At 70.8% G+C, this 13,091-nt stretch carries 10 protein-coding genes; 4 read left to right on the forward strand and 6 right to left on the reverse strand.

Annotated elements, in window-relative coordinates; genetic code table 11:
* Positions 1-26: 26 nt before the first annotated feature.
* Complete coding sequence (locus tag AC0NH5_RS35360) at positions 27-905, reverse strand: response regulator (protein ID WP_474411426.1); 879 nt, start codon at positions 903-905, stop codon at positions 27-29.
* A 153-nt stretch (positions 906-1,058) separates the two neighbouring features.
* Between AC0NH5_RS35360 and AC0NH5_RS35365 the strand changes: the two genes are divergently transcribed.
* Complete coding sequence (locus AC0NH5_RS35365) at positions 1,059-2,291, forward strand: D-arabinono-1,4-lactone oxidase (RefSeq protein ID WP_474411427.1); 1,233 nt, start codon at positions 1,059-1,061, stop codon at positions 2,289-2,291.
* Between the two features lie 6 nt (positions 2,292-2,297).
* Here AC0NH5_RS35365 and AC0NH5_RS35370 read toward each other — a convergent pair whose 3' ends face one another.
* The gene (locus AC0NH5_RS35370) at positions 2,298-2,723 is read right to left on the reverse strand and encodes a rhodanese-like domain-containing protein (protein WP_474411428.1); all 426 of its coding nucleotides are present in this window, start codon (positions 2,721-2,723) and stop codon (positions 2,298-2,300) included.
* Between the two features lie 70 nt (positions 2,724-2,793).
* On the opposite strand from AC0NH5_RS35370, the gene ftrA reads away from it, so the two are divergent.
* The gene (ftrA, locus tag AC0NH5_RS35375; RefSeq protein ID WP_474411429.1) at positions 2,794-3,753 is read left to right on the forward strand and encodes a transcriptional regulator FtrA; all 960 of its coding nucleotides are present in this window, start codon (positions 2,794-2,796) and stop codon (positions 3,751-3,753) included.
* 104 nt (positions 3,754-3,857) lie between these two features.
* On the opposite strand, the gene AC0NH5_RS35380 is transcribed toward ftrA, so the two are convergent.
* Positions 3,858-5,816, reverse strand: a complete 1,959-nt coding sequence (locus tag AC0NH5_RS35380; RefSeq protein WP_474411430.1) for a beta-galactosidase — start codon at positions 5,814-5,816, stop codon at positions 3,858-3,860.
* A 46-nt stretch (positions 5,817-5,862) separates the two neighbouring features.
* Between AC0NH5_RS35380 and AC0NH5_RS35385 the strand changes: the two genes are divergently transcribed.
* Positions 5,863-8,010, forward strand: coding sequence for a glycosyl hydrolase family 95 catalytic domain-containing protein (locus AC0NH5_RS35385; protein ID WP_474411431.1), 2,148 nt, complete (start codon positions 5,863-5,865; stop codon positions 8,008-8,010).
* 88 nt (positions 8,011-8,098) lie between these two features.
* Here AC0NH5_RS35385 and AC0NH5_RS35390 read toward each other — a convergent pair whose 3' ends face one another.
* The 3 genes from AC0NH5_RS35390 to AC0NH5_RS35400 are packed head-to-tail and all read right to left on the reverse strand — an operon-like array spanning position 8,099 to position 11,711.
* On the reverse strand, positions 8,099-9,034 hold the full coding sequence (locus tag AC0NH5_RS35390; RefSeq protein ID WP_474411432.1) for a carbohydrate ABC transporter permease: 936 nt from the start codon (positions 9,032-9,034) through the stop codon (positions 8,099-8,101).
* The gene (locus AC0NH5_RS35395; protein ID WP_474411433.1) at positions 9,031-10,041 is read right to left on the reverse strand and encodes an ABC transporter permease; all 1,011 of its coding nucleotides are present in this window, start codon (positions 10,039-10,041) and stop codon (positions 9,031-9,033) included. Before AC0NH5_RS35395 ends, AC0NH5_RS35390 begins: the two co-directional genes overlap by 4 nt.
* Positions 10,038-11,711, reverse strand: coding sequence for an extracellular solute-binding protein (locus AC0NH5_RS35400; protein ID WP_474411434.1), 1,674 nt, complete (start codon positions 11,709-11,711; stop codon positions 10,038-10,040). Before AC0NH5_RS35400 ends, AC0NH5_RS35395 begins: the two co-directional genes overlap by 4 nt.
* A 145-nt stretch (positions 11,712-11,856) precedes the next feature.
* Here AC0NH5_RS35400 and AC0NH5_RS35405 point away from each other — a divergent pair, with 145 nt between their 5' ends.
* A complete protein-coding gene (locus tag AC0NH5_RS35405) occupies positions 11,857-13,008 on the forward strand; it encodes an ROK family protein (protein WP_474411435.1) in 1,152 nt (383 codons plus the stop codon).
* The last annotated feature ends 83 nt before the right edge of the window (positions 13,009-13,091 follow it).

The raw sequence follows: 13,091 nt of genomic DNA on the forward strand, positions 1-13,091 counted from the left end.
AGCGCGGAAACTAATATAACTATGGGTTAGATCGGACGATCCTCGCCGGGGCACGCCACGGGCCGGGACAACAGCCCCAGAGCCGCCGCCCGCTGCGAGTGCAGCACCTGCACGGTGTCCTCGGTGCAGGTGCCCGGCTTGTCGCCCATCACACACAGCGTCCCGACCACGTGACCCTGTGATGAGTTGAGCGGCACGCTGGCGAACGACCGGATCCCGCTGATCGAGAACAGTGGCGTGTCCCGGTACGAGTCGTCGCTCCGGCTGTCACCGATCAGCACCGGCACGTCCTCGGCCACCACGATGGTGTCCGGCGACCACTCCGCCGGCACGCCGCCCGCCTCGGTCACCCACCCCGGGAGCCCGTACGACCCGGCCAGCACCACACTGTCGTTGAGCACCAGCGTGATCGCCGCCATCGGCGTGCCGGTCAGCCGGCTCAACTGCTGCGCGAAGGCGTTCAGGGCGCCGGTGTGCTCCGGCCGGATGAGCATGTCCGAGACCGCCAGCAGCCGCTTCACGTCGACGAGCTGGGTGGCCGGGTCGGGAGCCGGCTTGGCGGCGAGCAGCTCGGTGGTCGCGTCCAGCAGGTGCTTGGGGTGCACCGGCTTGGTGATGGTCACGTCGACCAGTCCGCGCGCCGCGGCCGGCGCTGCGGCGGACAGCATGATCATCGGAAGCTCGGCGGTGGCGCTCGTGGCGCGCAGCCGCTCGGCCAGGTCGAGACCGCTCATACCGGGCATGTGATGGTCGAGGATGAGGAGGTCCGGCGCGGTTTCCTCGATCATTTCCAGGGCCACGAAGCCGGACGGCGCCGTCCGCACGGTGTGCCCCTTGTTGGACAGCACCATGGCGAGCATCTCGGCGATGTCCATGTCGTCTTCCGCGACCACGATCGACGCCATTGCGCACTCCCCGTCCGGTCAGCCGGTCGCCCCGACCTTAACCCCGGAAGCCCTGGAGAACTCCCTGAACAGGAGATCCTCCGGTCCTTGCGGGCCCGGCGAACGGAGCCCTCCCGCCGTAGGCTGGGGAACGGGACAACTCGAGGGAGAACGATGCGGGAACGACTGACCAACTGGGCCGGCAACATCGTCTTCGGCGCGCAGCGGCTGCACCGCCCGCGCACGATCGACGAGGTGCGCGAGATCGTCGCCGCGGCCACCGGCCGGCTCCGGGTGCTCGGCAGCGGTCACTCGTTCAACCGGCTCGCCGACACCGACGGCGACCTGATCTCCCTCGCCGATCTGCCCCGCACCGTCGAGATCTCCGCCGACCGCACCTCGGTGCGCGTCGACGGCGGCATCCGCTACGGCGAGCTGGCCGCCCGGCTCGCCGAGGAGGGCCTCGCCGTGCACAACATGGCCTCGCTGCCGCACATCTCGGTGGCCGGTGCGATTGCCACCGCCACCCACGGTTCCGGGGTGCGCAACGGCAACCTCGCCACCACCGTCTCCGGGTTGGAGATCATCCGCGCCGGCGGCGAGCTGACCGAGGTGAACAAGGACAGCGGAGCGGTCGTCAACCTCGGCGCGCTCGGCGTCGTCACCGCGCTCACCCTCGACGTCGTCCCGGCCTTCGACCTCCGGCAGTACGTCTACGACGACCTTCCCGCGGCCGCACTGGGCGACGCCCTCGACGAGATCCTCGCCGAGGGCTACAGCGTCAGCCTGTTCACCCGCTGGACCGGCCCCGGCATCGACCAGGTCTGGTTGAAGCGGCACGAGCCGATGCCGGCCGGCGACTTCCACGGCGCCCGCCCCGCCGACGGCCCGCGCCACCCGGTGCCCGGGATGCCGGCGGCCAACTGCACCGAGCAGGGCGGGGTTCCGGGCCCGTGGCACGCCCGGCTGCCGCACTTCCGGATGGAGTTCACCCCGAGCAGCGGCGAGGAGCTGCAGTCCGAGTGGCACGTGCCGCGCGAGCAGGCCCGGGCGGCGATCGAGGCGGTGGGCACGCTGCGCGAACGGATCGCGGCGGTGCTCCAGGTCTGCGAGCTCCGCACGATCGCCGCGGACGACCTGTGGCTGAGCCCCAACTACGAGCGGGACAGCCTGGCGCTGCACTTCACCTGGATCGCCGACACCGAGGCGGTGCTGCCGGTGGTCGCCGACATCGAGCGGGTGCTGACCCCGCTCGGCGCCCGCCCGCACTGGGGCAAGGTCTTCACGATGGCCCCCGCCACGGTCCGGGACGCCTACCCGCGCTTCGGCGACTTCGCCGAGCTCGTGCGGCGTTTCGACCCGGACGGCACGTTCCGCAACCCGTGGCTGGACGAGATTCTCGGTTAGGACCGGTCAGCAGCCGCAGGTGACGACGCCGCGGGGAGTGGTGAGCTCGTCCGCCGGGCGGGACCGGACGCCCTCGTCGTCGCGAACCGGGAACCCCTCCCGCACCCAGTACTCGAAACCGCCGATCATCTCCTTCACCGGATAGCCGAGGCGGGCGAACTCCAGGGCCGCCCGGGTGGCGCCGTTGCACCCGGGCCCCCAGCAGTACGTCACCACCGCACTGCCCGGCGGGATCGTCTCGGCGGCCCGGGCGGCGATCTCCCGGGTGGGCAGGTGCACGGCGTGCGGCAGCCGGCCCTGCCGCCACGCCTCGGCGCTGCGGGTGTCGATCACCACCACGCCGGTCGGGCCGGCTTCCAGGTCGGCGTGCACGTCGCTGACGTCGGTCTCGAATCGAAGACGGGTCTCGAAGAAGGTCACTGCTGAAGTCATGCGTTGATCGTGCCGCCGTCCGCGATCCCGGCCCAGTGGCGCGGGCGACGCCGATCGCTAAGATCTCGCCATGAGTGGACGCCGGCGAACAGTCGCGGTGCTGGCCTACGACGGGATGTCGGTCTTCGAGACCGGCATCGTCACCGAGGTCTTCGGCCTGCCACGCCCCGAGTTCGACGTCGGGTGGTACGAGTTGACGGTCTGCGCCGAGACCCCGGGACCGGTTCGGATCGTCGGCGGCGCCACCCTGCACACCGAGCAGGGGCTGGACGCCTTCGAGGCCGCCGAGACGTTGATCGTCCCGGGCGTGCCGGACGTCACGGCCGATCCCTCGCCCGCCCTGGTCGCGGCGCTGCGCCGGGCCCACCGGCGCGGCGCCCGGATCATGTCGATCTGCTCGGGCGCCTTCGCGCTGGCCGCCGCCGGGCTGCTGGACGGCCGCCGGGCCACCACCCACTGGCGTTACGCCGAGGCGCTGCGCCGCCGCCATCCGTCCGTCGAGGTCGACGCCGACGTGCTCTACATCGACGACGGCACCGTGCTGACCAGTGCGGGCAGCGCCGCCGGCCTGGACCTCTGCCTGCACGTGATCCGTCTCGACCACGGGCCGAGCATCGCCAACGCGGTCGCTCGCCGCCTCGTCGTGCAGCCGCACCGCGACGGCGGGCAGGCCCAGTTCGTCGAGGCGCCGGTCGCCGCCGACCCGGAGGACGCCCGGGTGGCCCGGAGCATGGAGTGGGCGCTGGGCCACCTCACCGAGCCGATCACGGTGGACGTGCTGGCCCGGCGCGCGCACATGTCCACCCGCACCTACCTGCGGCACTTCGCGCGGGCCACCGGGACCACGCCGATCCGCTGGCTGATCGACCGGCGGGTGCACGCCAGCCTGGCCCTGCTGGAAACCACCCGGGCACCGATCGAGGAGATCGCGGGCGCGGTCGGCTTCGAGACCGCTGTCACGTTCCGCCACCACTTCGGTCAGGCCATGCGGACGTCACCCTCGGCCTATCGGCGGGCCTTTCAATCTTGAGAACACCTTATTTCGTACGATAATGGCAAGTCCCGCCGGTTCCCCGCGATCCCCTGCCACGCCAGGCCGCAACGCGGCCGCCGGGCTGAAGCGGGTGGGCACGCTCACAGCCGAACCGTCACCACGCCTCCACCCTGGACGGTCACCCGGCCGGTCAGCGCCCGGCCGGTCACCGCGTCCACCGCCGCTCCCGGCAGCGGGACCCGCACCGCGCTGCTGCCGTGGTTCAGCAGGAACACCAGCGGCCCCCGCCGGACCGCCTCGACCCTCGCCGGCAAGCCGGGCAGCACCGGCTCGACGCCCGCCTCCCCGGCGACCGACCGCAGCAACCCGCCGAGGCTGTCGTCGTCGAGGGCGGTCGAGACGTACCAGGCGGATCCGGCGCCGAACCGGTGCCGGGTGACCGCCGGCGCCCCCGCCAGCACCCCGTCGGTGTAGCGGGCGACGGTCAGCGCGCCGGCCGTCTCGACCCGCTCCCGCCACCTGCCGGCGACCGAGCCGTCGTCCAGCACGAACTCCGCACCCGCCGCGACCGGGTGCCACTCGACCACCCGCACGCCGAGGACCTCGCGGAACGCTCCCGGATAGCCGCCGAGACGGATCCTGGTGTCCGGTTCGGCGATCCCGCTCAGATAGCCGACCACCAGGTGCCCGCCGGCCGCCACGTAGTCGCGGAAGGCCGCGGCCGCCTCGTCGGAGACCAGGTACAGGTGCGGGACCACGATCATCCGGTGGTCGCCGAGCTCGGTGGAGACGCCGGGAAACACGAAGTCGGTGGCCAGCCCGGCTCGGAACAACACCCGGTGCACCTGCCGCACGGCGCCGGAATAGTCCAGGTCGGCGGCGGGCAGGCCGCCACCCTGCAGGGCCCACCAGGACGGCGCGTCCCAGGTGACCGCGATCCGCGCGACCGGCGGCGGGGCGTCGGCGACCTGCGGCGCGAGGCGCCCGAGCATCCGGCCCAGGCCCACCGCCTCCCGGAACACCGGGCTGTCCGGCCCCGCGTGCGGCACCAGCGCCGAGTGGAAGAGCTCGGCCCCACCGCGCGGCTGCCGCCACTGGAAGTACATCGCCCCGCCCGAGCCCCGGGCCACGTACCCGAGGCTGTGCCGGGTGAGCCGCCCCGGCTCCTTGGCGTGCATCCGCCCACGCGTGTAGATCAGGTTCGGCGCCGTCTCCATCAGCAGCCACGATCCGCCGCCCCAGCCGCGGGCCAGGTCACCGGCGAACGCCGTCTCCTCCTCGGCGGCCGGGCCGGCGTCGTCCGGGTAGTGGTCGACCGCGACCAGATCCACCTCGGCCGCCCAGCGTGCGTGGTCGACGCTCACCCAGCCGCCCTGCACGAAGTTCGTGGTGATCGGCACGCCCGGGTTGGCGGCGCGGAGCAGGTCGCGCTGCTCGAGGTAGCCGCCGAGCAGCTCGTCCGAGAGGAACCGGCGGAAGTCCAGCACCTGCGCGGGATTCGGCAGGTACTGGGTGGCGCGCGGCGGCATGATCTGCGCCCAGTCCGAGTACCGCTGGCTCCAGAACGCCGTGGTCCACGCCTCGTTCAGGGCGTCCAGCCGGCCGTGCCGTTTCCGCAGCCAAACCCGGAACGCGGCGGCGGTCGCGTCGCAGCGGCAGTCCGTCCCGTACTCGTTGTGCACGTGCCACATCGCCAGCGCGGGGTGATGCGCGTACCGTTCGGCCAGCCGCGCGGCGATCTCCCGGGCCGCGGCGCGATAGGCCGGCGCGGAGACGCAGTACGTGTCGCGGCTGCCGTGCGTGAGCCGCACCCCGTCGGCGGTGACCGGCATCGCCTCCGGGTGGGCCAGGGTGAACCACGGCGGCGGCGAGGCGGTCGGGGTGGCGAGCGCGACCCGGACGCCGCCCTCGTGCAGAAGGTCCAGCACCCGGTCGAGCCACCCGAACTCGTAACGCCCCGGCTCCGGTTCCAGGTGGGACCAGGCGAACACCCCGACAGTGGCGATGGTGACGCCGGCCTGCCGCATCAACGCGACGTCGGAGGCCCAGACCTCCTCCGGCCACTGCTCAGGGTTGTAGTCGCCGCCGAAGAACAGCATCGCACCGCCTTGACATTAGTTTGTATCCTAAACAAAGTATTTCTTTGTGGAAAGCGATGTCAATCCGTCCTTCTCCGACTCGGCCGCCACCGACGGCTGGGAACACGCGCTGATCACCGGCAACGGCCGGCAGGGCGCGCTCTGCTACGGGACGCCCGCGGCGCTGCGCTTCACCCTCGCCCACGAAGACCTCTTCCAGCCGGTCACCGAACCGCTCCCGGCGCCGGCCACCGCCGCGGCGCTGCCGAGGCTGCGCGACCTGCTCGCCGCCTCCCGCTTCACCGAGGCCGCGCAGGCGGTCTGCGACCTCGCTGTTGAGGAGCATCCGGGGTACGACCGGACGCGCTGGATCGATCCGCTGATCGGGGCCGCGACGCTGACGTTCACACCCACGTCCCCCGGACCGGGGTACAGCCGGGGCACCGACTTCGGCACCGGCGTGACCCGGCAGCAATGGGCCGGCGTCACCTGCGACGCCTTCGTCTCGCGGGCCGCCGACGTGCTGGTCATCCGGATCACCGGCACCGGCGGGGTCCTCGACGTCGGGCCGGTCGACGGCGTGCCCGAACGGCCGATCCATTTCACGATCGTGCGGCCCGGTGGCGACGACATGGTCCTCACCGGACGGTTCGACGCGCCGTGGCAGGGCGCGCTCGACGGCTTCACCGTGGCGGTTCGCTCAGCGCGTACCCCCGCAGAGATCTTGATTTTCGCCCGGGTCGCACCCGGCCTGCGCTCTCCCGCCGCGGCCCTCGCCGACCTGCCGTCCGGAAGCTTCGACGACCTCCTCGCGGCGCACGCCGTCACCCACCGCGACCTCTTCACCCGGGTCCGGCTCGACCTCGGCGGCCGGATCGAACAGACACTCTTCGACGCCGGGCGGTACGCCGTCATCAGCAGCACCGGACGCCGGCCACCCACCCTGCAAGGGGTGTGGAGCGGCACGTACTCGCCGCCGTGGCGCAGCGGCTGGACCATCGACGGCAACCTGCAAGCCGCGCTGCACGCGGTGCACTCGACCGGGACGCCGTCGCTGATGCTGCCGCTCTTCGACCTGCTCGACACGCTCCGTGCGGATTTCCGCTCCAACGCGCGACGCCTCTACGGGGTGTCCGGGCTGCTCGCGCCGGCGCACCTCGGCACACACGGCAGGCAGAACCACTTCGGCCCGACCTGGTGCCTGACGTTCTGGACCGCGGGGGCGGCGTGGCTCGGGCGGCTCTATGTGGAGCACTGGCAGCACACCGGGGATCGTGCGTTCCTGGAGTCGCGGGCGTTGCCCTTCCTCCGGGAGGTGGCCGAGTTCTACCTGGAGTTCGTCGAGGTTGTCGACGGTCGTGCGCGGTTCAGTCCGTCCTACTCCCCGGAGAACGACCCGGGTGGGCTCGGCGCACAGGCCTGCGTCGACGCGACCCTGGACGTCCAGGCTGTCAGGTTCGTTCTGCGAAGCCTCCTCGATCTCACCCCCCTGCCCACCGCACCTTCTCTCAAGTCGGACCGGTCGCGGTGGCGGGCGTTGCTGGCCGCCTTACCCTCCTACCGGATCACCGACGACGGCGAGCTCGCCGAATGGATCGACCCGCGTTTCGCCGAGAACCACGCGCATCGCCACTGCAGCCACTTCTTTCCATTCTTCTACGGCGGCGACCCGGCCGTCTCCGCGGACCCGGCCCTGCACGCCGCCGCGGTGCGCGCTGTGCGGGCCCGATTGCGCTGGTGGTTGAGCGAGGCTTCGGACGAGATGGGGTACGGACTGTCGCTGCTCGGCGTCGCCGCAGCCCACCTGGGCCTGGCCGACGAGGCGTACGCCGCACTGGAGCGCCTGGTCGACGCCTACTGGCGCCCCAATCTGGTGCCCACCCACAACCGTGACCACATGTTCAACGTCGACCTGGCCGGTGGTTTCCCCGCCCTGATCGTCGCCATGCTGCTCCGGAGCGGGGACGTGGGCCCGGACGGCATCGCCCACCTCGGCCTGCTCCCGGCACTGCCCGCGGCGTGGCCGACCGGGTCGGTGCATGGCCTGATAGCCCGTGGCCCGATAACCGTGGACCTCACGTGGTCGCCCACCGGCGTCCGGGCCGTGCTGACCTCCCCCACAGCGCGAACCGTCCAGGTGGCCCACCCCTACGGCTCCCGCACCCTGCACCTCACCGCCGACCACCCGACCACCCTGATCGGGCACCCGGCCTGACCCGCCACACCCGCACCCCGGCCGGCACCCACAGCTTCACCTGCCTGAAGGCCGGCCGTGCGCTGCCGGAGCACATCGGACGGGCCGGTCAGCCCTTGACCGCACCGATGATCACGCCCTTGGTGAAGTGCCGCTGGACGAACGGATAGATGATCAGGGCGGGCACGATCGTCACCACCACCACGGCCATTTTGATCGCCAGACTGGGAGGCGTCGAGTTCCCGAGCCCGGGGATGTAGACCGCCGCCCCCGACGACGACGGCGACTGCCCGGCCAGGATGAACTGCTGCAACACCCGCTGCACCGGCTGCAGGTCATTGCGGTCGATGTAGAGGACGGCGTTGAAGAAGGCGTTCCAATACCCGACCGCGTAGAAGAGCCCCACCACCGCCGTGACCGCTTTGGACAGTGGCAGCACGATGCGGGTCAGGATCCGGAACTCACCCGCGCCGTCCATCCGGGCGCTGTCCAGGAGCTCGCCGGGGATGCTCATGAAGAAGGCCCGCAGCACCACCAGGTTGAACGCGCTGATCGCGGTCGGCAGGATCAGCGCGAGCAGATTGTCCTTGAGGCCGAGGCCGGTGACGACCAGATAGCTGGGGATCATGCCGGGGTAGATCAGGAACGTGAGCAGGAAGTAGAAGAGGATCGGCCGGTGGCCGAGCGTGCCCGGCCGGGACAGGCCGTACGCGGCGAGCACGGTGACCGTCAGGCTGAGCGCGGTACCGACCACCGCGACGAACGTGCTGACCAGGATGGCGTCGGTGATCTGGCCGCCCGAGAAGATCACCACGTACGCGGCCGGGTCGAATTCGCGCGGCAGGAAGACGTAGCCGCCGGCTTCGTTGATGGTCTTCTCGGACGACAGGCTGGTGATCAGGACGACCCAGAGCGGCACCAGCACGGCCGCCATCACGACGGTGAGGACAGTGCCCTTGCCGAACTGTCCGAACAGGGAGGGTCGCTCCTCCCAGACCGGGCGGCCGGCGGGCCGGCGTGGCTTCAGAGCTGACAGGACGGTCATGACTTCGAATAGATCCCTTGCTCGCCGAACCGATGCGCGATCTTGTTGGCCCCGATGATGAGCAGGAGCCCGACCACGGCCTTGAACAGGCCGGCGGCCGCACCGACGCCCCATTGCTGGACCGCGATGCCCTGGTAGTAGACGTACGTGTCGAGCACCTCGGCGGCTTCCCGGCCGACCGCCTCGCGTTGCAGGACGAACTGCTCGAAGCCGACGTTGAGTGCGTCACCCAGCCGCAGGATCAGCAGCAGGATGATGACCGGGCGCAGGCCGGGCAGGGTGATGTGCCAGAGCCGCCGCCAGCGGTTGGCCCCGTCGGCGGCTGCCGCCTCGTACAGCGCGGGGTCGATGGCCGCCAGCGCCGCCGAGAAGACGATCATGCCCCAGCCGGCGTCCTTCCAGATCGCCTGCGAGGTGATCAGGAACATGAACGTGTCCGGATTGGTCATGACATCCGGCGCGGTGAAGCCCGCTTCCCGCGCGGTCTGCGCGAGCAGGCCGGCACCGCCGAGCATCATCTGGAACAGCGAGACGACCAGCACCCAGCTGAAGAAGTGCGGCAGGTAGACGACGCTCTGCACCAGAGACCGGATCCGCGGCGACAGGATGCTGTTCAGCAGGATCGCCAGGAAGATCGGGATCGGGAAGTAGAAGATCAGCTGGAAGGCGGTGATGGAGAGGGTGGTGAGCACTGAGTCCCAGAACGCCGGGCTCTTGAACAGGTACTCGAAGTTGCCGAACCCGATCCATTCGCTGTAGAGGAAGGCCTCGAGCGGGTCGTCACCGGCGAACGGGTTGTAGTCCTGGAACGCGATGACGTTGCCGAGCGCCGGCACGTAGTGGAAGACCAGCAGCAACAGCATGGCCGGGACGCACATCAGCAGCAGCGGCCAGTCCCGGCGCAGGCGCGCCGCGAACGACATCTTCTGCCGCGTCAGTGGTGGCGCAGCGGGACGCGGGGCCGGCTTGGTGCCGGCCCCGGTCTCCTCGATCGGGGGCGCGCTCATCGACCGTTGTCGGCCAGGACCTTGGCGTAGAAGTCCCGGGCCGCGTCGCCGCCGCCGGCCTTCCACTCGGCGATGACCTTGGGCAGGTCGGAGAGCGGGCGACGGCCCCGCTGAATGTCCGTGATCTTGTCGTCGGTGGGCTGCTGGATGGCCGCCTGCTGGGTCGGCACCTCCACCTTGATGCCCTCCCACGGGTTCTTCTCCAGATATTGCGCGGCGTCGTTGCCCCAGTTCACGAAGTCCGCGGCGTACGTCGGGATGTCCGGGCCACCGACGACGACCGGGGGCCGTCCGCCGAGGAAGATGTACTGGTTGGCGAACTCCTTGACGTACAGGTCGTTGGTGACCGGCGAGCCGCCGGCGTCCCGCTTGAAGTGGGTGCCCTCGACGCCGTAAGTCTGCAGCTCCCACTCCTTGGTGCCGAACGGCGCCGCGGTGTAGTTCAGGACGCGCAGCAGTTCCTTGACCCGGTCCTGGCCCAGGTCCTTCTTGACGAAGGTCCACATGATCGACGGGGTGCTCTGCCAACGGACCGGCGGCTTGCCCGCGTCGGCGCCGAACACCTTGACGGCCTGCATGTTGAACTTGGGCGTGATCTGGACGGCCGGCCGCCAGACCTCGCGCCACGCGCCGCCACCGTCGGCGAACATGAAGATCTTGCCGCCCTTGAAGAGGGTCTTGACATCGCCACCCTTGGTGCTGGCCAGGTCGGGGTGGATCAGCTTCTCCTTGTACAGCCGGGCCATGAACTCGACGGCCCGCTGGTACTCCGGCGTCTCGTACCGGTGATAGACGTTGCCGTCCGGGCCTTTGGCCCAGCCGTTCTGCGAGCCGGTGTTGCCGCAGATCTGCAGGACCTCCTGGAAGATGTCGCCGAAGGCCCACTCGCCCTTGCTCGGGTCGGTCATCTTCGTGCCGAATTCGTAGATCTCGTCCAGCGTGGTGGGCGCCGCGACGCCGCGCTGGTCGGCGACGTCCTTGCGATAGAAGAGGACGGTCGGGTACGGCGCGTCGGTCGGGAACGGCACGCCCATCAACTTGCCGCCCCACACCGAGTCCGCCCAGGCCTTGGTGTCCAGCCCGGCGAGCAGCGGGTACGCGTTGATGTTGTCCCCGGACAGGTGCGGTGTCAGGTCCTCGAACAGGACGTGCACGCCCTCGTTGAAGCGTGCCAGCTTGCTGATCTCCCAGCCCGGGATGCAGGTCAGCTCGGGCACGTCCCGGGCGCCGAGCATGGTGTTGAGCTTGTCGCCGTACGTGGTGCCGTCCTGGATGCTGAAGTTGATCACGCCGCCCATGTCGGCGTTGACCGCTTCGACCAGCTTGTTCGCGGTGGGCGGCGCGGGGCCCCACCACGGCGTGGTGGCGGTGATCGGCTTGCCGCTGGTGATCGCCTTCTCGGTGACCGCGTCGGCGAGCGACGCCGGGTACTTCACGTAGCCGTCGGCCATCGGCCGGACGCCCTTGACGTCCGGCTGGATCAAGGTGGAGTCCTTGAACGTGGGAACCACACCCGCCGCCTGCTCGGCGGTGGTCGCGGAGCCCTTGGCGCCCGGCTCCTTGCTGCATCCGGAGAGGAGGCCTCCGCCGGCCACCGAAGCCGCACCGAGGCCGACCAGGCCCAGGAAGTTCCGTCTGTTCGTCGACGCGCCCTCAAGCGGGTTCCGCACGGCGCACCACCCTTCCGTTATGGGAATAGTTTGGCTAGCGTCTAAACTAAGTACATCGAGCACAAGCTAACCGACGTGGTGAACCGCCGACAAGAAGCATTTGGGAGCGCACCCACGAAGACAGGGGAGACGACGGATCTCGGTGATGCGGCAAGATGACGATGTGAAGACCCAGCGGGCCGACTTCACCGACGTGCGGGCCACGAACCTCGCCGTGGTGCTGCGCCACCTCCGCGCCAACGGTCCCGCCTCGCGGGCCTCGATCGCCGCGTCCACCGGCCTCAACAAGGCGACCGTCTCCAGCCTTACCGCCGACCTGATCGAGCAGCGGCTGCTGCGCGAGACCGGGCTGAGCGCCAACCGGATCGGCCGGCCCTCCAACGCGCTGACGCTCGACGGCTCGGCGTACGCCGCCATCGGCCTCCAGGTCGCGGCCGACCGCCTCACCGCGCTGGCCGTGGACTACGCCGGGGAGCAGCTGCTGCTGTGGCACCGCGCCTTCGGAAAAGACCGGGTCAGCGCGATCACCGCGCTCGCTCAGCGAGCCGCCTCCCGGGTCCGGCAGCAGGGCCGGCACGTGCTCGGGCTGACCGTCGCCCTGCCCGGTCACAGCTGGTCCGCAACCGAGCTGAGCGGCACCATCGCGAGCTCGCTGCGACAGTCCGACCTCAGCGTCGCGGTGGCGAACCACGCCGGCCTGGCCGCGGTCGCCGAGTTGCGGCACGGCGGCTTCCCGGCGGACACCAACCTGACGTACGTCTCCGGTGCCGCCGGCATCGAGGCCGGTCTCGTGGTGGACGGCCGCCTGCTGCGCGGGGCGCACGGCTTCACCGGGCAGATCGGGCGCTTCTCGCTCGGCCCCGCCGGCAGCCCCACGCTGCAGGACCTCGCGGGCGTCGAGTCGCTGGTCCGCCGCGCCCTGCCGGACCACGACCCGGAGGCGCTCGGCGACCTCTCTCCGTCGGTGGAGCAGGTGGCCGTGCAGGCCCGGGCCGGCGACCCCGCGACGCTGGCCGCCCTGCACGACACCGGCTGCCACTTGGGCCAAGGGCTCGCGCTGCTGGCCAACCTGGTGAACCCGGAGGTCATCGCGCTCGGCGACCACTACGCGGCACTCGCCCCGTGGCTGATCCCGGCGGCCGAGGCGGAGCTGATCCGGCACACCCTGGCCCCGGAGGCGGGCGGCGCGCGCCTGATCGCGTCGGAGTTGGGCCTGCACGCCGCGGCCCTCGGCGGTGCGGTGTCGCATCTGGACCGCGTCGACACCGGCGAGCTCCCGGCGCCTGCCCGGCGATGACCGGGTAACAATCGATGGCCGAACATGGCCTTCGTGCCTTGACCCGGGCGTAACCGGGGTGCGAGCCTCAGTGAACTCCGACC

The sequence above is a fragment of the Actinoplanes sp. 13 genome, from assembly GCF_056134165.1.